Here is a 22,451-nt window from a genome sequence, read left to right as displayed (position 1 = left end):
GGTTTATTCCTGCGAGATATTGAGTGACTGCCAGCCCGAGTCGAGCTGCCAGCTTTTTGACGTGAGTGCGTTGATTTGGAACGGTTTGGGCAGCTGCGACGTGCTCAGCGCCAAACGAATTTCGGCTTTGGTTTCGCCCGCCTGCACGCCGCTGAGGGCGCCGCTGCCCAGCACCCGCCAGTTGGCCACCGCGCCTACGCCGCGCAGGGCGGTTTCCAAGCTGTTGTATTCGGTGGAAAACGTGCCGACGGCAACGCGGTAGCGGTTGGTCAGCGGATGGTAAGAGAGTTTGTATTGGATCGAGCTGTCGCTGCCCACCAGCTGGCCGAGCTTGAAGCGGTAGGCCGCTATTGTGGGGGCGGAAAGCTGGTAGTTCAGGGTAAACGTGAGCGGCACGCCTTGGTTGAGCGCCTGCTTGAGCTGGTCGGGCAAATCGGTTTTGAAGCGGCTGCTCACCAGCATCTGCCCCGACGATGTGAGTGTGGCCTGCATACGGGTCGCGCTGATGCCTTCTGCGGCCGTCTGAAAAGACACGGCCAGCAGAACGGGCAGCAACAGTAGTTTTTTACTGTTTTTGAATAAGCGCGTAATAAAAGCCATCTTGCTGTTTGTTGGGTAAAAGCACACGCGACTGCACACATTCGGCATCGGCGTGGCGGTTGAGGAATTTTTGCAGCTGCTGTTCGTTTTCTTCAACGAAAACCGAACAGGTGGCCAAAAGCATCCTGCCGTTTTTCGTCAGGGTCTGCCACAGCGCGTCGAGCAGTTTTTCCTGCTGGCGCGCGGTTTTGGCGGCATCGCCGGGGCGGCGCAGCCATTTGATGTCGGGGTTGCGCCGCACCACGCCTGAAGCAGTGCAGGGAACGTCGGCCAATATGGCGTCGAACGGTCGGCCGTCATACCATGCGTTTAAATCCTGCGCGTCGGCGCATTTTAAAGAGGCCGTCTGAAAACCCAGCCTGCTCAGATTATCCGCCACTCTTTTCAGACGGCCTGCATCTATATCCAAAGCGGTAACTTCGCAATCGGCCAGTTCCAATATGTGGCCGGTTTTGCCGCCGGGCGCGGCGCAGGCATCCAAAATGCGTTCGCCGTGCTGCGGGTTCAAAATATAGGCCGCCTGCTGGGCGCCGAGATCCTGCACCGACACGAGGCCGTCTGAAAAACCGGGCAGGCGGGCAACCGGCACGGCTTCTTCAAGCATCACGGCATAATCGCCCAACACTTTTCCCGCCATGCCCGCCTGCGCCAGCGCAGCCACATAATCTTCGGCATTGCTGCGGCGGCGGTTGACGCGCAAAACCATCGGCGGATGCAGCTGCCAGGCGGCAGCCATATTGTGCCAATGCTTGGGATAGTGGTTTTGCAGATACCGTATCCACCACTCGGGCAGGTTGTATTTCGCCACATCGTTGTGTTTGCAGGCTGCCGCCAGTTTGTCGCGCTCGCGCAAAAAACGGCGCAGGATGGCGTTGGCGAAAGAACGGTATTGCCCTTTGCCGATTCTAGCGATTTCTTCCACCGCTTCGTTCACCACTGCATGAGGGGCGTTGCGGGTGTAGTGGAGCTGGTAGAGCGCCGCCAGCAGCAGGCTTTCGAGCTGCGGATTGGTAATCGGTTTGGCGAGCATTTTGCCGAGCATAAACTTCAGGCTGCCGTTATGGCGCTGGCAGCCGTAGGCGATGTCTTGCAAAGCGCCGCTTTCCTGCTGGCTCAAATCGGGATGGCCGGCGCGGATGGCGGCCAGCGCGTCTTGCAGGTTCTGCCCTGCCGCCACCGCCGCTATGCTTTGGGCGGCGAGTTTCTGCGCCAAGGCCATGCTCACAGCTTCTCTCCTGCCGCTATGCGGTTGCCGGCGGCAAAAGCGGCGATATTCATACGCTTGCTGTCGGCGGGCTGCAATTCGGTAATTTTCAAAGCCTGCTCGCCGCAGGCCACAATCAGGCCGTCTGAACCGCAATGCAGCACTTCGCCCGCTTCGCCGCTCTGCGCCACTATTTCGGCCCGCCAGATTTTCAGGGGTTTGCCTTGATATTCCGTCCAAGCGCCGGGCACGGGATTAAAAGCACGGATTTTGCGCTCGACCGCCGCGGCCGCTTCGCTCCAAACGATTTTGGCTTCTTCTTTGCTCAATTTCTGTGCATACGTTACACCGTTTTCAGGCTGGGGTATGCTTTTCAGACGGCCTTCCTGCTGCAAACGTTGTAAATCAGCCACAATTGCCTGCGCACCGATTTCGGCCAAAGCGTCGTGCACGTTTTGGGCGGTGTCTGCCGTTTTGATGGCGTAGCGGTGCTCGCTGACCACATTGCCGGTGTCCAAACCCGCGTCCATCTGCATGATGCACACGCCGGTTTCGGCATCGCCTACTTCGATCGCACGCTGTATCGGCGCCGCACCGCGCCAGCGCGGCAGCAGCGAAGCATGGATATTCAAACAGCCGTGTTGCGGAATATCGAGCACGGCCTGCGGCAAAATCAGGCCGTAGGCGGCCACCACCATCACATCGGCGTGTTGTTTGCGCAACAATTCCTGTGCTTCTTCATTGCGCAGGCTCGGCGGCTGGGCAACGGTCAGCCCCAAATCAAGCGCAGCCTGCTTAACCGGGCTTGCCTGCAACTGCATACCGCGCCCCTTGGGGCGGTCGGGTTGGGTTAACACCAGCGGAATCTCAAAGCCCGCCGCAGCAATGGCTTTCAGGGCGGAAGCGGCAAAATCGGGGGTGCCTGCAAAAATGACTTTCATATTGATAGATAGGCCGTCTGAAAGGTTATAGATTGTGTTTCTGGCGCTTTTTCAGCTTGGTTTTGATGCGGTTCTGCTTCAGCTGCGACAAGTGCTCCACAAACACTTTCCCCATCAGGTGGTCGAGTTCGTGCTGTATGCAGATGGCCAGCAGGCCGTCGGCTTCGAGGGTGAATTTTTCGCCGTTTTCGTTGAGTGCTTCAACGGTTACGCGCTCGGCACGGGTTACGGTGTCGTAAATGCCGGGTACGGAAAGGCAGCCTTCCTCATAAGTGGTTTCACCGTCTTTATGCGTGATAACGGGGTTGATAAACACACGCGGTTCGCTTTTATCTTCGGTTAAATCCATCACCACCACCCGCTCGTGCACGTCGACCTGCGTGGCCGCCAAACCGATGCCGCGCGCTTCATACATGGTTTCGAACATATCGGCCACCAGCGTTTTGATGCGCCCGTCCACCTCGGCCACCGGCGCGGCAACCTTGTGCAGACGCTCGTCGGGATACTGGAGAATGTTAAGTAATGCCATAATTTAATCTCAAATGTAAAAATATGTGTGCTTAATGCTATGATAACGGCAATATTAGGTGGTAAAATATCACCCATGATTCCATAGGGCAGCCAAAGCCCAACCGTTAACAGTTAATTAAAGATAATCTATTCCGATTTCAAGGGGAACAAGTCATGCAAAAACATATTATAACCTTGCTTTGCGCCGCAGGTTTGGCAATTTCCGGCCAGGCCGCGGCCGCCGCTCTGAAAGTGCGCCCCGACGCACCCCAGCGTTATGTGGTGAAGCAGGGCGACACTTTATGGGGCATTTCGGGCAAATACCTTTACAGCCCGTGGCAATGGAACCGCCTGTGGGGAAGCAACCGCAATGCCGTGCGCAACCCGCATATGATTTATCCCGGCCAGGTGTTGGTGTTGCGTTATGTCAACGGCCGCCCGGTATTGGGCTTCGACAAGGCCGCTTCCTACCGCGAAGGCAACATTCCCGTAGTCAAACTGGCGCCGCGCGTGCGCGAGATGTCTTCCGGCTACGGCATCCAAACCGTTAACGTAAACTTCTACCGCATGTTTATGCAGCATCCGCAAGTGATTCCGCAGATGCAGACCCAAGATGCGCCGCGCCTGATCGATGGCCCCGACAACCGTGTGCTTTATAGCAAAGGCGACCGTGTGTACGCCTACGGCATCACCGAACCCGGCCGCTATCTGGTTTACCGCGCGGTTAAAGACATCACCGACCCCGACACCAAAAAATACCTCGGCCAGGAAGTGGTGTTCAGCGGCATCGTGAGCACCCTGCCCTACACCAACAGCGCACTGGATGCCCGCAGCGAAAAAGACGCCGGCTCGCTGCCCGACAACGAATACTACACCCGCCTGCACCCGCTGGTGAAAGTGCCCACCCAAACCGCGCAGCCTTTGGTGGTGGAAGAAGCCGTTTCCGAAGTGCGTAAAGGTGATTTCCTGCTGAAAATGACCGACGAAGGCGACAGCTTCCAAATGATGCCGCACGCCCCCAGCCGCCATGTCGATGCCAAAGTCGTATCGATTTTCAACGGCATCGGCGAAGCAGGCCAGTTCCAAACCATCACGCTCAACAAAGGCGAGGCCGACGGTTTGGACAAAGGCACCGTATTGAGCCTGTATAAACGCGGCCGACAAGTGAAAGTGGACTTGGAAAATGGTAAAAAAGGCGGCCGCAGCGTGGTGAAATATGTGTCGATTCCCGCCGAAGAAGCCGGCTTGGCGATGGTTTACCGAACCAGCAAAAACTTGGCCTCGGCCATTATTCTGGAAAGTCTGACCAGCATCAGCATCGGCGACACCGCATCCGAACCCGGCCAAGATTTGGACAATATGGCCGACGACACCCCGCACGCCCCGAATGTGCCGCAGGAATCGCACGATACCGAATACAACGAATACAACATCAAAAGCAATATCAACCCCTGATAAAGCAGCCAACCGGCCTCAGCAGAGGCCGTCTGAAAAAAGCACGCGGCCAAGCGTGCTTTTTTGTTGCCGTTTTCACTACACATTCACACTTCTGCAACACTAGGATCAAACCTTTACAAAACTCAAAAACCAACCCTGAAATCTGATCCGCCGCCATGCCCGCACCGGCACAAGCCCACCAAAAATTTAACAACATATTGAAATATAAAAACTATTTAACAAAATCACAGATTCCCACCCATGCAGAAACAGCAGCGGTTAAGAATTTTTCAGACGGCTTGAACAAGTTTTGCCAAAAGCCGTGTGTAAATAAAACTTCAAAGTGATTAACAAACCATTACAAAAAAGATAGAATTGCAAACATAAAAAATATCACCGGCATTATTAAATGCCGAATGCAAACACAACGGGGTTTAAGCCATGAATGATTCAGAACGATATGCCTGGATACAGCTTGCGCTCACCCCTTATGTGGGCGCAGAAAGTTTTTTGGCACTGATACGGCATTACGGCTCCGCCCGGGCTGCTTTGGCAGCACCTGCCGAAACCGTACGGAAACTGGTTTACCACAAACAAGCCGTTGCCGCGTGGGAAGGGGATAACGCGCAGGCAACGGCCGCTGCGGAAGCAGCCTTGGCATGGGAGAAACAGGAACACTGCCGGCTGATGCTGCTGGGCGACAGCGACTTCCCGCAGATGCTGGCAGAAGGCATCACCCCGCCGCCGCTGCTGTTTTTACGCGGCCGCAGTGAGTTGCTGCACCGCCCTGCCGTCGCCATCGTCGGCAGCCGCCACGCCACACCGCAGGCGGTGCGGATTGCCCGCGATTTCGGCCAAGCCCTGAGCGAAAAGGGGATAACTGTGGTTTCAGGCATGGCTTCCGGCATCGACACCGCAGCGCATCAGGGCGCCTTGCAGGCAAACGGCGGCACCGTCGCCGTTTGGGGAACGGGGATAGACCGCATTTATCCGCAAACGAATAAAGCGCTGGCCTATCAGATTGCCGAACAAGGTTTGGTTATCAGCGAGTTTCCGCTGGGCACCCGCCCGCTGGCCGGCAATTTTCCGCGCCGCAACCGCCTGATTGCCGCCCTGTCGCAAGCCGTTTTGGTGGTGGAAGCCGCGCCCGAATCCGGGTCGCTGATTACCGCCAAACTGGCCGCAGAAATGGGGCGCGAAGTGATGGCCGTTCCCGGTTCCATCGACAACCCGCACAGCAAAGGCTGCCACAAGCTGATAAAAGAAGGCGCCAAGCTGGTGGAATGCTTGGACGATATCGTTCAGGAATGCCCGCAGTTATTGCAGTACACACCGCCCGAACGCCCTGCCCAGCAGGCGGTTCGGAACACCGCACAACACGAGGAAAACGCAGTAGCGGCCGTGTCTGCCGAACAGCCCGCCGAGCACCCGCTCCTAACGGCTTTAGGCTACAGCCCGGCACACCCCGACAGCCTGGCGCAGGCCCTCAACCTGCCCGCTGCCGAAATTTATGCGCAATTGCTCGAACTCGAGCTGGCAAACCAAATTGCCGCCTTGCCGGGCGGCCGCTACCAGCGGGTTAAATAACAAAAAACAAGGAACCATCATGGCTGATGTTATCGCCTTTTTAATCAAACACTTTTACGACTTGGACGCCTGCCCCGCCCCATCGGACCTGGGGCAGATTCTGGAAGACATCGGTTTCAGCGATTTGGAAATCAACCAAGCCCTGATGTTGCTCGAGGTGCTGGCCAACAGCCCCGAAGTTGCCGAAACCCGTTACAGCAGCGGCGCCATGCGCGTTTACCACCACGAAGAGTTGGACGCGCTGCCGCATGATGTAATCAACCTGCTCTACTTCTTAGACCGCGCCGAAGCCATCAACGGCGAACAGCGCGAATTTGTGGTGCACGCCTTGGCGCACCTGCCGGCCGAAGACATTACCGTCGATATGGCCAAAGTGCTCACGCTGCTGGTTTTGTGGGCGCACAAATCGGAACTGCCCGCCCTGATCGGCGCAGAGCTGATGATGGCGCTGCACGGCAAAGCCGTGATGCATTGAAACTGAAAACACGCAAACCGGGCCTTCACAAAGGCCGAAAACACGGCAACCCGCTTTATCACGCGCGTTGCCGAACCCGAATAAATTAATTTCAAAGGGAAAACCCGTGCCGCATCTTCTGCCGCACGGCAACAAGGGAACCAACAGGAAGGCCGTCTGAACACGTTTTCAGATGGCTTTCGGACACCTTAAACACAATAAAAATACGATAGAGACCTTTGCAAAACTGCCTTCAGGCCGTCTGAAATGTTTGATTTCGTCATTCCCGCGCAGGCGGGAATCCAGATGAAAAAAATTTCAAGTATTGATTAAACAAATACTTGGATACCAAGCGTCTGGATTCCCGCCTGCGCAGGAATGACGGTAAATAAACTTTTTGGGGTTTTGCAAAGGTCTCAATAAAAACACAATAAAAATACCATAGCAATAATTCAAACACTTACTTAGCGGTAACAGACTCAACCTGCGCCGCACGGAAATCCAATCTCACTACCGGCACCGGCTCCAACCGCTGCCGCACGCGCAAGCAGCCTGCGGGCGCGCCCGAATACGCACGCCGTCCGGCACGACCGGAACGGCATCCGCATTCGTGCGCCGTCCATATGCAGCACGGCCTGCAACCAAGCACACTCTCCCGCTTATGTTTTTCAACACTTGGTAAATATAAAACAGAGATTATGTTACGCATTCCGTTTATTGATTTGCTCTATGCAACTGCATTTTCCATCATGCTGACCTCGGTGGTGATGAGTACGCAAGTCGGCGATTGGATGGCACACATCACATTGATTTTCCTGCCCGACAGCCAACGCCTGCTGCACAAAGGCATTTATAACTTCCGCACCGTTTCCCCCGCCCTTTCCGTCCACTTTTTATGGGGGCTGGCGGCGGTTTACCTCTACCGCAAACAAACCAAACCCGGCAAAAGGCCGTCTGAAACCGAAAAATAGTTTTGACAAGCCATAAAGCCGCATCATATAAATAATAATAGGCACCGGCGGCACACCACCGAAACCGCCGCGCCGCACAACCATAAAATATTTTTCAGACGGCCTCATTTCAGGCCGTCTGAAACACAAACTATTTTGATTTTGCTTGTTTGACAACATTCAGGAAACCGACCATGGCAAAAAACCTTTTGATTGTAGAGTCGCCCTCCAAAGCCAAAACGCTGAAAAAATACCTCGGCAGCGAGTTTGAAATTCTCGCTTCCTACGGCCATGTGCGCGATTTGGTGCCGAAAAACGGCGCGGTCGACCCAAACAACCACTTCGCCATGAAATACGAGCTGGTTGCCCGCAATGCCAAACACGTCGATGCCATCGTCGCCGCCGCCAAAGAAGCCGAAAACCTCTATCTGGCCACCGACCCGGATAGGGAAGGCGAAGCCATTTCATGGCATTTGCAGGAAATCCTCAAAACCAAACGCGGCTTGAAAAACATCAACCCGCAACGCGTGGTGTTTCACGAAATCACCAAAACCGCCGTACTCGAAGCCATCGCCCACCCGCGCGGCATCGAAACCAACCTCGTCGATGCCCAGCAGGCGCGCCGTGCGCTCGATTATCTGGTCGGCTTCAACCTCTCGCCGCTGTTGTGGAAAAAAATCCGCCGCGGCTTGAGTGCCGGCCGCGTGCAAAGCCCCGCCCTGCGCCTGATTTGCGAGCGCGAAAACGAAATCCGCGCCTTTGAAGCGCAGGAATACTGGACGCTGCACCTCGACAGCCACAAAGGCCGCAGCAAATTCACCGCCAAACTGGTTCAATACAAAGGCGAAAAGCTCGAGCAATTCTCGCTGCCGTCTGAAACTGCACAAGCAGAGGTGCTTGCCGCCTTAGAGGGCAAAAGCGCGCACGTTGCCGCCATCGAAAAGAAAAAGCGCAGCCGCAACCCCGCCGCGCCGTTTACCACATCGACCATGCAGCAAGACGCCGTGCGCAAACTCGGCATGACCACCGACCGCACCATGCGCACCGCACAGCAACTTTACGAGGGCATCGACGTCGGCCAGGGCGCCATCGGCCTGATTACCTATATGCGTACCGACAGCGTAACCCTGTCGGACGAAGCGCTTACCGAAATCCGCCACTACATCGAAAACAAAATCGGCAAAGATTATCTGCCTTCCGCGGCCAAGCAATACAAAACCAAATCCAAAAACGCCCAAGAAGCGCACGAAGCCATCCGCCCGACTTCCGTGTACCGCACGCCCGAAAGCGTGAAGCCGTTCCTGACCGCCGACCAGTTCAAACTCTATCAAATGATCTGGCAGCGCACCGTTGCCTGCCAGATGGCGCCCGCAAAATTCGACCAAACCACCGTCGATATCGCCGTGGGCGACGGCATCTTCCGCGTAACCGGCCAAGTGCAAACCTTTGCCGGCTTCTTAAGCGTGTATGAAGAAAGCACCGACGACGAAGGCGAAGGCGAAGAAAACAAAAAACTACCCGAAATGGCCGAAGGCGAAACCCTGCCCGTCGACAACATCTATGGCGAACAACACTTCACCACCCCGCCGCCCCGCTTCAACGAAGCCACGCTGGTGAAAGCACTCGAAGAATACGGCATCGGCCGCCCGTCGACTTACGCCAGCATCATTTCCACGCTCAAAGACCGCGAATACGTTACCCTTGAGCAAAAACGCTTCACCCCCACCGACACCGGCGAAATCGTCAACAAATTCCTCACCGAACACTTCGCCCAATACGTCGACTACCACTTCACCGCCAAGCTCGAAGACCAACTCGACGAAATCGCCAACGGCAAACGCGAGTGGATACCCGTGATGGACAAATTCTGGAAAGGCTTCCACAAACAGGTTGAAGAAAAAGAAGGCATCGAGCGCGCCAAGTTCACCACCCAAGAGCTTGACGAAACCTGCCCCAAATGCGGCAACCACAAACTGCAAATCAAGTTCGGCCGCAACGGCCGCTTCGTTGCCTGCGCCGGCTACCCCGAATGCGGCTACACCCGCAACGTTAACGAAACCGCCGAAGAGGCCGCCGAACGCACCGCGCAGGAAGCCGCCGAGCAGGCCGAACTCGAAGGCCGCCAATGCCCCAAATGCGGCGGCCAGCTGGTTTACAAATACAGCCGCACCGGCAGCAAATTCATCGGCTGCGCCAACTACCCCAAATGCAAGCACATCGAACCGCTGGAAAAACCCAAAGACACCGGCGTTGAATGCCCGCAATGCAAAAAAGGGCATCTGGTGGAGCGCAAATCGCGCTACGGCAAACTGTTTTACAGTTGCAGCACTTACCCCGACTGCAACTACGCCACTTGGAACCCGCCCGTCGCGGAAACCTGCCCCAAATGCCAATGGCCGGTGTTAACCATCAAAACCACCAAACGCTGGGGTGTGGAAAAAGTCTGCCCGCAGAAAGAATGCGGCTGGAAAGAGCAGATTAAACCGCCTGCGCCGAAAGGAAGCGCGGCTGAAGAATAACCCCGGCATCGAAAAGCCGTCTGAAAATCAAAAATTTTCAGACGGCTTTGTATCTTCAATATATAATAAATCATAAATATCAAAGAAGTAGAGAAAATGAGACCCTCCGAAATCATCACACTGCACCGTCAAACCATCCGCGAGACCGCCGCCCGTTTTCCCGTTGCCAATGTGCGTATTTTCGGCTCAACCGCACGCGGCACAGATAGCGACGGCAGCGACTTGGATTTGTTGATTGACCCGTTGCCGCACACCACGCTTTTTGATTTGGGCGGTTTTCAGGATGAATTGGAAACACTTTTGGGGGTGCGTGTCGATGTCTGCACGCCGCAAGATTTGCCCGCATCATTCCGGCAACAGGTGCTAAATGAGGCAAAGGTGTTATGAATATTGACCGCAAACAGGATTATTTGAGCCATATCCGCAAAGCCGCTCAAAATGCCATTGATTTCAATCAGGATTTGCTGCTATCGGATTTTTTAGCGGATGAGCGCACACAGCAGGCCACCGTTATGAGTTTGCTCATCATCGGAGAAGCGGCAACCAAACTGATAAATGATTATCCTGAATTTACCGAAGCCAATGCCCATATTCCATGGCGCAGTATGCGCGGCATGAGAAACCGCATCGCACACGGCTATTTTGATATTGATTGGGCAGTTGTTTGGGCAACCGTTCGGACGGCCTTGCCGGATTTATTGGATAAATTGGCAGATGTACGGATGTAATAGAATTTTTATAGTGAATTAAAAAAGCAAAAGCCGAGACCTTTACAAAATTCGTTGAGGCCGTCTGAAAATCAAAAATTTTCAGACGGCCTTTGTTTTATAATCCCCCATCCTTTCCAAACCCGAACAGCCCCATGAAACACAGCAAACACCAAAACCAGATCCGCATCATCGGCGGCAGCTGCCGCGGCAGGAAATTGCATTTCAACGACGCCGACGGCCTGCGCCCCACACCCGACAGTGTGCGCGAGCGTTTGTTTAACTGGCTTGGGCAGGATTTAACCGGCCAAACCGTGTTGGATCTGTTTGCCGGCAGCGGCGCGCTGGGGCTGGAGGCGGCTTCGCGCAATGCGGCTTCAGTGGTGCTGGTGGAAAACAACCGCCGCACGCTGCAAACCGTTGGCGGCAATATCCGCGAGCTGGGTTTGAAGCAAGTTGAAACCGTATGTTCAGACGGCCTGCTTTATCTGAAACATTGCGGCAAAACGTTCGACACGGTGTTTCTAGACCCGCCTTTCGGCTGGCAGCAATGGCCGGATTTGTTTGCGCTGCTGCAAGGCCGTCTGAATATCGGGGCGATGGTTTATATTGAAGCGGGCAGCCTGCCGCCGTTTCCCGACTGGCTTGCGCCGTATCGCGAAGGCAAGGCGGGGATGAGCAAATTTGCTTTGCTGGCGTATAGTTAAATCACTGAACGAGGCCTTTGCAAAACCCTCAGATGTGGATGCAGTTCAAGGCGTAGCAGCGCAGCGAGTACAGACATATCAAGCAGATAGGCAAACGAGCGAGCGGCACACAATGCAGAAATGCGCCGCAGATGGGGGGGTTTGCAAAGGTCTCTGAATTTCAATAACGTTTCCGCCATACCCGGCCCTAGCCCGGGTATTTTCTTTAAAAACAAAAAGATGCCCGGGCCAAGCCCGAGCATGACGGTATTGCATTCAAGCTTTTCAGACGGCCTGATCGTTTTGGATAAACGTTTGGCAAATCTCGATGATGTCATTGCCGAATTTGTTGATTTTGGCTTCGCCCATGCCGTAGATTTCGTGCAAATCGTCGGGCGTGACGGGCAGTTTTTCAACGATGTCGCGCAGGGTTTTGTCGCCGAACACCACATAGGCTGGCACTTCTTCGGCCTGCGCGCGCGCCAGCCGCCAGCTTCGCAGCGCCTGCCAGATGCGCTCTTCGCGCTCGGTGCGCAGCCATTCTTCTTTGGGTTTCTGCGTGGCGGCTTTTTCGCGTTTGAGCGGGCGCAGCCACACTTCTTCGCTGCCTTTGAGCACGGCTTTGGCCTCTTCGGTGAGCACCAGCGCCTGATGGTGCAGCGGGTTGACGGTGAGGTAGCCCAAACTGATGCACTGGCGCACGATGCCGCGCCATTCTTTGTCGCCGAAGTCGGCGCCGATACCGAAGGTGGATAATTCGTGGTGGCGGTTGCGGGCGATCCAGTCGTCGTTTTTGCCGCGCAGCACGTTAATCACGTAGCCTGCGGCAAACTGCTGGCCGACGCGGTACACGCAGCTTAACAGTTTCTGCACAATCACGGTGCCGTTAAAGCGCACGGGCGGGTGCAGGCAGTTGTCGCAATGGCCGCAGGGTTGGCTCTGCTCGCCGAAATGTTGCAGCAGCAGCACGCGGCGGCAGGCGGCGGTTTCGCACACGGCAAGCATGGCGTCGAGTTTTTGCAGCTCGATTTGTTTCTGTTCGCTGCTGCTCTCGCCGGTTTGGATGCGTTCGCGCAGAATCACCCAGTCGTTGAGGCCGTAGCACAGCCAGCTGGCTGCGGGCAGGCCGTCGCGGCCGGCGCGGCCGGATTCCTGATAGAAATGTTCGACGCTCTGCGGCATATCGAGATGGGCGACGAAGCGTACGTCGGGCTTGTCGATGCCCATGCCGAAGGCAACGGTGGCCACCACGATAATATTGTCTTCGCGGGTGAAGCGCCGCTGGTTGGCTTCGCGCGTTTCCATGCTCAGGCCGGCGTGGTAGGGAACGGCGTCGAGGCCGTGTTCGCACAGAAAGGCTGCCGTGTCTTCCACTTTTTTGCGGCTCAGGCAGTAAACGATGCCGCTCTGCCCTGCCATCTGCTTGGTAATAAAATCAAGCAGTTGTTTTTTGCCATTGTTTTTTTCGATAACTTGGTAATAGATGTTGGGGCGGTCGAAGCTGGCGATAAATTCGGGGGCGTCGTTCAGGTACAGGTAGTGTTTGATGTCGGCGCGGGTGGCGGCGTCGGCGGTGGCGGTAAGCGCGATGCGGGGAACATTGGGGTAGCGTTCGGCCAAAATGCCGAGCTGTTGATATTCGGGGCGGAAGTCGTGCCCCCACTGGCTCACGCAGTGGGCTTCGTCGATGGCAAACAGGCTGACGGGGTGTTGGTCGAGAAAGCGCAGAAAACGCTCGCTAACCAGGCGTTCGGGGGCAACATAAAGCAGTTTCAGACGGCCCGACTGTATATCGTCGGCAATCTGCCGGGCTTCGTCGGGCGAAGTGCCGCTGTGCACGCTGGCCGCCGCCACGCCTGCAGCGTGCAGGTTGGCCACTTGGTCGTTCATCAGCGCAATCAGCGGCGACACCACCACCGCCACGCCTTCGCGCATCAGCGCGGGAATCTGGTAGCACAGCGATTTGCCGCCGCCGGTGGGCATCAACACCAGCAGGCTGCCGCCCGCGGCCAGCGTATCCACAATCTCGGCCTGGCTGCCGCGAAATTCGGGGTAGCCGAACACATCGTGCAAAATTCGGGCGGCGGTTTGGGGCATGGGCGGCTTTCGCAAAAGGGCGTAACGGGCGGAAAGTGCGTATTTTAACGTTTTTCGCAACAGGCCGTTTGAAAATTCAAGCGGCTTTTTTTACACGGTTTTGTTTATTTTTTTGCCGCCTCACATAAAAAGGCTTACCATTATGCAGTTTTAACCGAGCGGCAGATAAGGCCGTCTGAAAGGAATTTATGAACGCTTTTCGCTTTTCCGCCACGGCGGCGGTTGCCTTGCTGCTGGCCGCCTGTGCGGGCACGTCCGGCCCTTCGGTAAGCGGCAGTTGGGACAAAATCGGCACCACCTCCAACGGCAATATCCGAGCTTATATCGATAAGGCCAGCATCCGCAAAAACGGCAACCTGGTTACTTTCCGCGACCGCAAAGTGGTGCAGAAAACCGACGAAGAACGCTATGTGAACACGCCCAAATACAAAACCGCCGTCGGCACTTGGGAAATGCACTGCACCAACAAAACCTACCGCTTAACCGCCCTGCAACTGCTGGACGAAAAAGGCACGGTGCTGCTGAACCAAACCTACACCGCCGCCGGCATCCGCCCCATGAGCATCATCGGCGGCTCGGTAAACGAAAAACAGTTTGAAATAGTGTGCAAGCAGTAGCCCGCAAACCGAATGCTTGAAAGGCCGTCTGAACGTTTTCAGACGGCCTGAATCTTTGCAAAATAAAAAACATCACAAAAATAAACCGTTGCAAAAAACAATTCAAGCCTGAAAACGTTTGTATCTCGTCATTCCCGCCGCCGATACCCATCCTTTACAAAAACCCATTACAATAACCGCACCGCCAACCTTTCAGACGGCCTATGACTGCTCAACCGATTACGCTGGTGTGGTTCCGCCGCGATTTGCGCCTGTTCGACAACACCGCCCTGCAAACCGCCATACGCCGCGGCCTGCCCGTAGCAGGCGTGTTTGTGTTCACCCCCGCCGAAGAGGCCGCCCTCGCGCGCAACGGGCGCCGTTTAGGTTTTATTTACGACAGCGTGGCGGCGTTTCAAGCGGCCTTGTCGGCCAAAAACGTGCCGCTGTATGTGCTGCACGGGCGCGCCGAAAACGAAATTCCGCAACTGGCCGCAACGCTTGCCGCAGAAGCCGTGGTGTGCGCCGAAAGCTACGAGCCGCAAGGCAGGGAAGAAACCAACGCCGTCAGCCGCGCACTCGACCGGTCGGGCCGCGCCCTCGTGCAGGTTGACGATTCCGCCGTGCTGCCCAAAGCCGCCGTGATGACGCACACCGGCCGCCCCTATCTGGTTTACACACCCTACAAAACCGCCTGGCTGCAAACCTATGCCCAACGTTTCGGCACATGGGCGCCCGCCGACAACCGGCACGACCTTGCCGCACTGCAAGCGCGCCTGCCCGAATCCGCCCGCCGCTCTCCGCCGCTGCCCGATCCCGCCGCCCTCGGCATCGGCCCCGACGACCGCACCACTCTTTTTGCCGGCGGCGAAGAAGCCGCTCAGGCGCAGTTAGGGCGGTTTCTCAACCACATCGGGCGCTACCGCCTCGAGCGCGATTTTCCCGCCAAAAGCGGCACTTCCCGCCTTTCGCCCTATATCGCCCACGGTATGCTCTCGCCCCGCCATCTGGTTTATCTCGCGCGCCAACACGACGGCGAAGGCGCATCAGCATGGCTGGACGAGCTGATTTGGCGCGAATTCTTCCAGCAGGCGCTCTACCACCACCCGAACACGGCGCAGGAAAGTTTCCGCCCCGAATACCGCAACCTGGCTTGGCCCGGCAAAGCCGAATGGTTCGAGCGCTGGAAAAGCGGGCAAACCGGCTACCCGATTATCGACGCCGCCATGCGCTGTCTGGCCGGCAGCGGCTGGCTGCACAACCGTTTGCGTATGCTGGCGGCGGGCTTTTTGGTGAAAGACCTACTCACCGACCCGCGCCTTGGCGAAGCGTGGTTTGCCGAACAGCTGATTGATTACGATTTGGCCGCCAACAACGGCGGCTGGCAGTGGGCGGCCGGCACGGGCTGTGACGCGCAGCCGTATTTCCGCATTTTCAACCCCGTGCTGCAATCGCAGAAGTTCGACCCCGACGGCCGCTTTATCCGCCGCCATGTGCCGGAACTGGCGCACTTGGGCAAAGACGTTATCCACGCCCCGTGGCTGGCGAAAGAAAGCATACGCACCCACGGCTACCCGCCCCCCATCGTTAACCACAGCGAACAGCGTTTGCGGGCGCTGGCTCTTTTCAAGCAGCCTGAAAAGGCCGTCTGAAAATCGCTGCTACGCCTGCTTTCCGGCGGTGTCCGGCTGATGCGGCGGCGTATCATCCTGCTGTTTTTCCGAGCCGCCTTCTTTTGAGTCAGGCGGCAGATCCACGATAACCGTTCCGGCGATAAAATCGTGAATGCCGCGGCTGTTGGAGCCGAACACAATCATCAGACAGTTGATCCAAATGGGCCATCCACCTAGAAAATCATCGAAAATCAAAAAATTGCCAAAAATAAGCCATGCCGGCGTTCTGAGCAGGAGATATTCCAGCGCACTGGCCCGCTGCCCTGTGCGGATATTGATGGGAACAAGATAAAGCGCGCATTTGCCTGCCGAACGGCCGAAAATGCAGATAATGCAGATTTGTATCAGGGCATAAACCGAATACTGGAACACAGAAGGTGCACGGAGGGCATCTTCAATGGCTTTGGCATCACCGGCCATCACAGCATCGTTCATGGTGCAAAGCACCACTATCCACAATAAAATGCAATCTATTGTAAATGCCGCAAACCTGTCACTCACCGGCGCCACGCGGAAGTTTGATTCTTCAAATTTAAATGTTTTCAAATCGGCCCGTTCGCCCATAGCAGCGCTCCAAAAGCCTGTTAGAATCACAGAGAAACAATTAAGTTCAGTTCGATATTCATAACATGTGCCGCCCGAAACTTTTCAGACGGCCGCCCATCCGCCTGACTTAACGCAAGCCGCAGGCGCAAACCTTGTGTTCTAATGCACTTTTTTATCCGCCCCGCCCGCCCCGTGCCATTATGAAAACCCTGCTGCAACAAGCCGCCGAACGCTGGTTCAACCCCTACAAACGCTACCGCTACAGCCGCCTGATCCATGCCGTGCGGCTGGGCTTGGCGGTGTTATGCGCCACCCTGATTGCGCGCCGCTTCGGCCTGATGCACGGCGAGTGGATCAGCATCACCGTGTTTGTGGTGCTGGGTATGTTGCAGTTTCAGGGCGCGATTTATTCCAAAGCCGTCGAACGTATGCTCGGCACCCTGATCGGCTTGGCCGCCGGCCTGCTGATTTTGTGGCTGAATCAAAACCACCTGCACGACAATGCCGCGTTTTACCTGATACTCGGCGCATTCAGCGCCGTGGCCGGTTGGCTGGCAGTGGGGAAAAACGGCTATATCCCCATGCTGGCGGGGCTGACCATGTGTATGCTGGCGGGCGGTTTCCACAGCGGCGAATGGCTGCACGACAGCATGATGCGCGCGCTCAACGTGCTGCTCGGTGCCGCCATCGCCGTGGCCGCCGCCAAACTGATGCCGCTGAAATCCACCCTGATGTGGCGTTTTCTGCTGGCCGACAACCTCACCGCCGCCAGCCGCGTGCTGGCCGAAATCGGCAACGGCGAATACATGGGCAGGCAGCGGTGGCGCGAAAACCAGAAAAAGATCAAACAGATCAACAACCGCCTGGTGCGCAGCCGCAGCCATCTCACCCCCACCGCGCAAGAGAGCCGCATCAGCCTCACCATGATGGAAACCATACAGCACACCCACCGCAAAATCGTCAGCAGCACCGACCTTTTGCTGCACGCCGTGCTGAAACTGCCGCGCCCCGACATAAGCGAAGAGGAAGAAGCGCTGCTCAACCGCCATTTCGCCGCCCTGCAACACGAGCTGCACCTCACGTCGCATATGCTCAAAGGCCGCTATGCCCACCGCATTCATATTTCCACCGCCATCGACCCGCAACTGCGCGCCCTTTCGCAGCGGCTGCCGTTTGAATGGCAGGGTTTTATCTGGCTGAGTATCAATATCCGCATCGAGCTGGCCAATTTGGTGATGATGCTGGTGCGCACGCGGCAGAAGTGGCTGGAGCCGAAAGAATTGCGCAAACTGCGCAAGCATTTGATTGATAAAGGCGCACACGGGCAGGGATATAGTGAATTCAATCACTTCGGTACAAGGCAGCAAGCCGCAGGCAGTACAGGCAGTACGACAAGGCGCAGCAACGCCGTAACGGAGTAAGTGGATTCACTATAGGCGCGCAAAATGTTTTCAGACGGCCGCAAGGCTTGGCAAGACCTGTTTTTCTACCGTTTTCGTCATGCTCAAACTTGACCCGAGTATCCGGCTATTTTTAAAAAATAAAAAGATACTCGGGTCAAGCCCGAGTATGACGTTATTTTTAAACAAGTTAGCGGAATATTTTGCCAAGCCTTGCGGCCGTCTGAAAACCGTTCGGCAATGAGTAGGTCGGGCATTTATGCCCGACAAAACCGAAAAATATAACGGAATGTCGGATAAATGCCCGGCCTACGCTGCTACCCGCTGCGCCGTTTCAAGGCCGCCAGCACCACTTCGCTTTGCAGCGCCTGGCGGAACATCGTGCCGAACGGCATCACATCTTTATTCGCCACCACAATCACGCGTTTGCGGCTTTCGGGATTTTGCCAAAGATCAAACCACAACCCGCAGGCATGGGCGGCCATGCGCACGGCCTGCTCGGTGCGCTCGGGCTGCAAAGCCAGCCTGAACAGCGCGGGGTTGCGGATAAAATAATCGCTGAGCCGGTTTTTCGACACCGCATAATCGGCCCGGTCGCGGTCGATGGGCAGCACGGGCACAGGCAGTTGGTTGACGATATTCATCATAGTGTGTCTCCGATGGTTCCGATATCAACGGCTTCCATTGTGGCACAAATCGGGCGGCAACGAACCGTGTTGAATCAAAAACCGGCGATCCGGCCGCCTTCACGCCCACAACAGATAAACCGCCGCCATCGCCACCAGATAAACCAACCCCAGCCAGGCCAGCGGCAGCAGGCCGGACTGTTTGGGCAGGCTGCCCGCCAGCCCCAGGTTCAGCCACGCAAACACGGGGGCGGAAAGAAAAGAAGCCGTCATCGCAAACGGTATCATCTTGCCGACCGCGCCGCTGAAAAACTGAATCAGCACAAACGCCGCAACCGCCGCCGCAATAATCCACACACGCAAAACGCCGTCGCTTTCCGAAACTTCAGACGGCCTGCCCCGCAGCAAATCCACCGCTTGCCGGTTGCAGCGCGAATAACCGTCCACCGCCACGATGGTGGTGCCGTAAATACAGGCAAACGCCGCCAGCACCATCGGAACATACATAAACCCGCCGATGACCGCGGTGTACATATCCACAAACTGCCCGATAAACTTCCCGCCGCTCAAAGGCGGCACGTTTTGCCCGTATTGCACGCGCGCGCCGAGCATCATAAACATCAGCGCCAATATGATGGTAACGGCGTAGCCGGTGTTGAAATCGACCATGCGCCTTTCACGGTAGCCCGCGTGGCGGCGGTTTTTTTCTTTCACCCACATCGAACCGGCCACGCTCAATTCCATCGGCGCGGGCATCCAGCCCATCAGCGCGGCCAGAAACGGCACGGCGGCCAACGTCCACGGCGAAGGATCGGTAAAACCCGCCGCCGCCGGCGGGGGCGGTTTGCCGAAAGCCATCAGCAAAGCGGCGGCGGTTACCGCGCTCAACAGCAGCATGATGATTTTCGACACTTGGTCCAGCCGCCGGTATTGGTGCGAAAACAGCAGCACCACGAAACTCGCCAACACAATCAGGTTCAGCACATTCAGGCTGATGCCCTGCGGCAGCATCATGCCCAGCAGCAGCGCCGACAACAGCGTGCCGCCTGCAATATTCACCACCGTGGCAAACAGGTTGAATGCCAGAAACAGCCACAAATAAGCGCGCCCGCGTTCGGCATAGCCTTCGAGCAGGGTTTTGCCGTGCAGGGCGGCATAATCGAACGCAATGCGGAAAAACGGATATTTCAAAACATTCACCAGCACGATCAGCCCGGCCAGCTGCCAGCCGTAATACGCCCCCGCCTGTGTGGAGGCGATAATGTGCGAACCGCCCACCGCCGACGATGCCATGATGATGCCGGGGCCGAATGTTTGGAAGAAGCTCGGTTTATTCATCAAACTTCCTTTCCGGCAGTCATAAAAAATGCTCCTGTTTCTCGTTTATAGAAAGAAACAGGAGCGCCGTTGCTGCGGTTTCAGACGGCCTGATACAGCCTGATGCCGTCTGAAAAATACAATACGCCGGAAACTTCCCACGCAGGCATTATCCTGATCGGGTGTAAGGGTAACTCTCAGCTGCGCCCGAAAACGGCGCGGCACCCCTGTTTCTGTTTGGTGATTAAAACACGGAAAGCGCCCGGCGTAAATCCGCACGGGCGGAGACCTTTGCAAAACCCTCAGATGCGGATGCAGTTCAAGGCGTAGCAGCGCAGCGAGCGCAGACATATCAAGTAGATAGGCAAGCGAGCAAGCAGCGCACAACGCAGAAATGCGCCGCAGATGGGGGTTTTGCAAAGGTCTCGGGCGGTTTTACAAACGGCGGGCCGGATTACAGGCGGCGGCATTGGTCTTCTTTATTGCCTTTGACCTGGTTGTCGGAGCCGCCGATGCGGCCTTTGTTGCCTTTGCATTGCAGGTTGCCGCCGATACGGTTGCCGTTCACAGACGCACCGGCGTTGTTGTCGAACAATTGCAGATCGCCGTCAATCCATGTATCCGCCACTTTTATCGCATCCGATTCCTTCACCTGAATATCGCCGTCGACACGGGCGCGCTCAACCGTAACCGCACCGGCCTTATCGGCCTGGATATCACCGTCGACGATGGCGCCGAACGCTTGTAGGTTGCCGCCTTGCCCAACCTTCACATTGCCTTTAACACCCGTGCCATTTAAGGTGCAGCTTTGCCTGGCCGGCACCACCACGTCGCCGTCTATCGAAATATCCGACAGCGTGCCGTTACACGTTTGCGTTTCGGCATAGGCTGCCCCGCTGAATGCCAGCACGGCTGCGGGAATCAGAATGGATCTGCATAATTTGTTCATAATCGGTTGCTCCAAAACATCGAAAGCCCTGCCGCCGAAAATCGAAGCACTTAACGGCAAAACCTGCACATTACGCCCCGAATGCGGCAACACGGATGCCATTCAAGCATAAAGCCCCACTAACGACTAGAATATTTGCTTCAATTTTCACAACACAATCAAACCCAACGTTTGTTTCAATCGTGTGACCAACCGGCAAAAAGTGCGGCAACTGCCGCCGCAGGTTTTATAATATCCGCCCCACCGAATAGGAAACGCCATGACCCCTGCCGAACTGCAAAACTTTCTGCACCGCAACATTCCCGCCTCCGCCGCCCTGTCGCTGGCCGTAACCGAAAGCTCGCCCGCACGGGTGGCGCTGCTCGCACCCATCGCCGTTAACCGCAACCACCACCAAACCGTGTTCGGCGGCAGCATTGCCATGCTCGCCACCTTGTGCGGCTGGTCGCTCGTGCATCTCAATTACCCCGAATACCACGGCAAAATCGTGATACAGGAAGGCCGCACACGCTATCTCAAACCCGCCGCAGGCGACTTAACCGCCGTGTGCGAAACCGCCGACCCGGCAGCATGGGCGCAATGCACGAAAATGCTTGCCGAACGCGGCAAAGGCAAAATCACCCTATCCTGCCGCCTGTTCAGCGAAGGGGTTTTGGCGGCGGAATTCGAGGGAAAATATGTGGTGCTGGCTTGATAAAAAGGCCGTCTGAAACATTTCAGACGGCCTTCAATCATGTTTACACTCCCGATTAACGGTAACCGGTCATAACAACATAACCTTTAGAGCGCATACAGTAGCCGACCAGCTTGGCAGCCTCCTCCCGAGGCAACTCGCTGGCGCGGACTTCATGACGGCAAAAGCCCAACTGATCTTTGGCAGCCTGTCGGGAGACACCCTCTTTACCCCAGTAGCGGTATGCCTGCAACTGCCGCTGTGGCTGTGGTTGCGGTTGCGGTTGCGGGGCTGCACATGCGGCCAGCACAACGGCAAAGAGAACGGAAAGAATGATTTTCATGGTTTTCATCGCAATTTCAGATTAATCGGAAATTTATTTTTTATTTGAGCCGCCCTTGCCAGACGGCGGATTATTACCTCTGCCGCCTCCTGACGGATTACCTGTTTTGCTCGGCCAATTAGGATTCGGATTGTTTGTACTGCCTGCCGACATCATTATCTCCTTAATATCGATTGTTGAAAAAATTCCTGAAAAGGAAAAATAAATATATATTAAAATTAAATATAATTCAATTATAGTTGATAAATATACCATTATAATTAATTGTTTGGTAAACGGTGTTTTTCCATACTGCCCACTATGGAAAAAACGAACACACCACACCCCTACCGTTTGATTTTTGCTCAAAATATGCGCCAAATCCGCCGCCTGCAAGAAATTTCCCAAGAAGAGCTTGCATTTTCGGCAGGCATCAGCAAAACCTATGTTTGTGAAATCGAACGGGGCAGTAGAGCTGTATCCATCGATATTATGGGGAGGATTGCCGATGCACTTGAAATGCCGTTGGAAGAGCTTTTACAACGTGATTTAACCAAAGTCGGCAGCAATAAGCAGCAATAAATAGTTTGATACAGGGACAACCAATATTAAAAGGCCGTCTGAAACATTTCAGACGGCCTTTTAATTTTTCAACGG

The 22,451-nt window shown here is 55.8% G+C and carries 22 protein-coding genes, 4 pseudogenes and 1 riboswitch; of the genes and pseudogenes, 14 read left to right on the top strand and 12 right to left on the bottom strand.

Annotated features, from left to right (window positions below):
* Positions 1 to 3: 3 nt before the first annotated feature.
* The 4 genes from NQ012_RS09300 to def are packed head-to-tail and all read right to left on the bottom strand — an operon-like array spanning position 4 to position 3,274.
* Entirely contained in the window at positions 4 to 600 is a 597-nt protein-coding gene (locus tag NQ012_RS09300) for a DUF4390 domain-containing protein (protein WP_257067323.1), read from the bottom strand.
* On the bottom strand, positions 566 to 1,825 hold the full coding sequence (gene rsmB / locus NQ012_RS09295; protein ID WP_257067322.1) for a 16S rRNA (cytosine(967)-C(5))-methyltransferase RsmB: 1,260 nt from the start codon (positions 1,823 to 1,825) through the stop codon (positions 566 to 568). Before rsmB ends, NQ012_RS09300 begins: the two co-directional genes overlap by 35 nt.
* Complete coding sequence (gene fmt / locus NQ012_RS09290) at positions 1,822 to 2,745, bottom strand: methionyl-tRNA formyltransferase (protein ID WP_257067320.1); 924 nt, start codon at positions 2,743 to 2,745, stop codon at positions 1,822 to 1,824. Before fmt ends, rsmB begins: the two co-directional genes overlap by 4 nt.
* A gap of 25 nt (positions 2,746 to 2,770) precedes the next feature.
* Positions 2,771 to 3,274: a peptide deformylase gene (gene def / locus NQ012_RS09285; RefSeq protein WP_257067319.1), complete on the bottom strand. Its 504-nt coding sequence runs from the start codon at positions 3,272 to 3,274 to the stop codon at positions 2,771 to 2,773.
* 155 nt (positions 3,275 to 3,429) lie between these two features.
* Between def and NQ012_RS09280 the strand changes: the two genes are divergently transcribed.
* The 9 genes and pseudogenes from NQ012_RS09280 to rsmD all read left to right on the top strand — a co-directional run bounded on the left by NQ012_RS09280 (position 3,430) and on the right by rsmD (position 11,616).
* On the top strand, positions 3,430 to 4,710 hold the full coding sequence (locus tag NQ012_RS09280) for a LysM peptidoglycan-binding domain-containing protein (RefSeq protein WP_257067318.1): 1,281 nt from the start codon (positions 3,430 to 3,432) through the stop codon (positions 4,708 to 4,710).
* 423 nt (positions 4,711 to 5,133) lie between these two features.
* Positions 5,134 to 6,024 (top strand): annotated as a pseudogene (dprA, locus tag NQ012_RS09275) (DNA-processing protein DprA); the annotation flags it as partial.
* Positions 6,025 to 6,093: 69 nt separating this feature from the next.
* Entirely contained in the window at positions 6,094 to 6,279 is a 186-nt protein-coding gene (locus NQ012_RS13165; RefSeq protein ID WP_373566648.1) for a DprA-like winged helix domain-containing protein, read from the top strand.
* Between the two features lie 19 nt (positions 6,280 to 6,298).
* Entirely contained in the window at positions 6,299 to 6,754 is a 456-nt protein-coding gene (locus tag NQ012_RS09270; protein ID WP_085366989.1) for a DUF494 family protein, read from the top strand.
* Between the two features lie 677 nt (positions 6,755 to 7,431).
* Complete coding sequence (locus NQ012_RS09265) at positions 7,432 to 7,704, top strand: hypothetical protein (RefSeq protein ID WP_257067316.1); 273 nt, start codon at positions 7,432 to 7,434, stop codon at positions 7,702 to 7,704.
* 173 nt (positions 7,705 to 7,877) lie between these two features.
* Positions 7,878 to 10,202, top strand: coding sequence for a type I DNA topoisomerase (gene topA / locus NQ012_RS09260; protein WP_257067315.1), 2,325 nt, complete (start codon positions 7,878 to 7,880; stop codon positions 10,200 to 10,202).
* A gap of 96 nt (positions 10,203 to 10,298) precedes the next feature.
* Positions 10,299 to 10,589: a nucleotidyltransferase family protein gene (locus tag NQ012_RS09255; RefSeq protein ID WP_257067314.1), complete on the top strand. Its 291-nt coding sequence runs from the start codon at positions 10,299 to 10,301 to the stop codon at positions 10,587 to 10,589.
* Positions 10,586 to 10,930, top strand: a complete 345-nt coding sequence (locus NQ012_RS09250) for a HepT-like ribonuclease domain-containing protein (protein ID WP_257067313.1) — start codon at positions 10,586 to 10,588, stop codon at positions 10,928 to 10,930. Before NQ012_RS09255 ends, NQ012_RS09250 begins: the two co-directional genes overlap by 4 nt.
* Positions 10,931 to 11,064: 134 nt before the next feature.
* On the top strand, positions 11,065 to 11,616 hold the full coding sequence (gene rsmD / locus NQ012_RS09245; protein ID WP_257067312.1) for a 16S rRNA (guanine(966)-N(2))-methyltransferase RsmD: 552 nt from the start codon (positions 11,065 to 11,067) through the stop codon (positions 11,614 to 11,616).
* Here the strand turns inward: rsmD and NQ012_RS09240 are convergent.
* Both NQ012_RS09240 and recQ read right to left on the bottom strand, forming a co-directional pair.
* The gene (locus NQ012_RS09240) at positions 11,613 to 11,795 is read right to left on the bottom strand and encodes a lipoprotein signal peptidase (protein WP_257067330.1); all 183 of its coding nucleotides are present in this window, start codon (positions 11,793 to 11,795) and stop codon (positions 11,613 to 11,615) included. The genes rsmD and NQ012_RS09240 overlap by 4 nt on opposite strands.
* 115 nt (positions 11,796 to 11,910) lie before the next feature.
* Positions 11,911 to 13,692: pseudogene (gene recQ, locus NQ012_RS09235) on the bottom strand (DNA helicase RecQ); the annotation flags it as partial.
* 188 nt (positions 13,693 to 13,880) lie between these two features.
* On the opposite strand from recQ, the gene NQ012_RS09230 reads away from it, so the two are divergent.
* Positions 13,881 to 14,309, top strand: a complete 429-nt coding sequence (locus NQ012_RS09230) for a surface-adhesin E family protein (protein ID WP_257067311.1) — start codon at positions 13,881 to 13,883, stop codon at positions 14,307 to 14,309.
* Between the two features lie 203 nt (positions 14,310 to 14,512).
* On the top strand, positions 14,513 to 15,940 hold the full coding sequence (locus tag NQ012_RS09225; protein ID WP_257067310.1) for a cryptochrome/photolyase family protein: 1,428 nt from the start codon (positions 14,513 to 14,515) through the stop codon (positions 15,938 to 15,940).
* Between the two features lie 9 nt (positions 15,941 to 15,949).
* Here NQ012_RS09225 and NQ012_RS09220 read toward each other — a convergent pair whose 3' ends face one another.
* Positions 15,950 to 16,525: an RDD family protein gene (locus NQ012_RS09220; protein ID WP_257067309.1), complete on the bottom strand. Its 576-nt coding sequence runs from the start codon at positions 16,523 to 16,525 to the stop codon at positions 15,950 to 15,952.
* A 182-nt stretch (positions 16,526 to 16,707) separates the two neighbouring features.
* On the opposite strand from NQ012_RS09220, the pseudogene NQ012_RS09215 reads away from it, so the two are divergent.
* Positions 16,708 to 17,832: pseudogene (locus NQ012_RS09215) on the top strand (FUSC family protein); the annotation flags it as partial.
* A 392-nt stretch (positions 17,833 to 18,224) separates the two neighbouring features.
* On the opposite strand, the gene NQ012_RS09210 reads toward NQ012_RS09215, so the two are convergent.
* The 4 genes and pseudogenes from NQ012_RS09210 to NQ012_RS09195 form a co-directional block, all read right to left on the bottom strand.
* Positions 18,225 to 18,554 carry a hypothetical protein gene (locus NQ012_RS09210; RefSeq protein ID WP_257067307.1) on the bottom strand — a complete coding sequence of 110 codons (330 nt, stop codon included), beginning with the start codon at positions 18,552 to 18,554 and terminating at the stop codon, positions 18,225 to 18,227.
* 99 nt (positions 18,555 to 18,653) lie between these two features.
* Positions 18,654 to 19,871, bottom strand: coding sequence for an NRAMP family divalent metal transporter (locus NQ012_RS09205; protein WP_257067306.1), 1,218 nt, complete (start codon positions 19,869 to 19,871; stop codon positions 18,654 to 18,656).
* Positions 19,872 to 19,988: 117 nt separating this feature from the next.
* Positions 19,989 to 20,089: riboswitch (TPP riboswitch) on the bottom strand.
* 40 nt (positions 20,090 to 20,129) lie between these two features.
* A pseudogene (locus tag NQ012_RS09200) lies at positions 20,130 to 20,270 on the bottom strand (lipoprotein signal peptidase); the annotation flags it as partial.
* A gap of 34 nt (positions 20,271 to 20,304) precedes the next feature.
* A complete protein-coding gene (locus NQ012_RS09195) occupies positions 20,305 to 20,901 on the bottom strand; it encodes a hypothetical protein (RefSeq protein WP_257067305.1) in 597 nt (198 codons plus the stop codon).
* A 157-nt stretch (positions 20,902 to 21,058) separates the two neighbouring features.
* On the opposite strand from NQ012_RS09195, the gene NQ012_RS09190 reads away from it, so the two are divergent.
* A complete protein-coding gene (locus tag NQ012_RS09190) occupies positions 21,059 to 21,493 on the top strand; it encodes a thioesterase domain-containing protein (protein ID WP_257067304.1) in 435 nt (144 codons plus the stop codon).
* A gap of 55 nt (positions 21,494 to 21,548) precedes the next feature.
* Here the strand turns inward: NQ012_RS09190 and NQ012_RS09185 are convergent, their stop codons facing one another.
* Complete coding sequence (locus tag NQ012_RS09185) at positions 21,549 to 21,824, bottom strand: hypothetical protein (RefSeq protein WP_257067303.1); 276 nt, start codon at positions 21,822 to 21,824, stop codon at positions 21,549 to 21,551.
* Positions 21,825 to 22,115: 291 nt separating this feature from the next.
* Between NQ012_RS09185 and NQ012_RS09180 the strand changes: the two genes are divergently transcribed.
* The gene (locus NQ012_RS09180) at positions 22,116 to 22,376 is read left to right on the top strand and encodes a helix-turn-helix domain-containing protein (protein ID WP_257067302.1); all 261 of its coding nucleotides are present in this window, start codon (positions 22,116 to 22,118) and stop codon (positions 22,374 to 22,376) included.
* The last annotated feature ends 75 nt before the right edge of the window (positions 22,377 to 22,451 follow it).

The sequence above is a fragment of the Neisseria dentiae genome (assembly GCF_024580525.1).
GTDB classification, from domain to species: domain Bacteria; phylum Pseudomonadota; class Gammaproteobacteria; order Burkholderiales; family Neisseriaceae; genus Neisseria; species Neisseria dentiae_A.
This window is presented reverse-complemented; position numbering and strand designations above follow the sequence as displayed.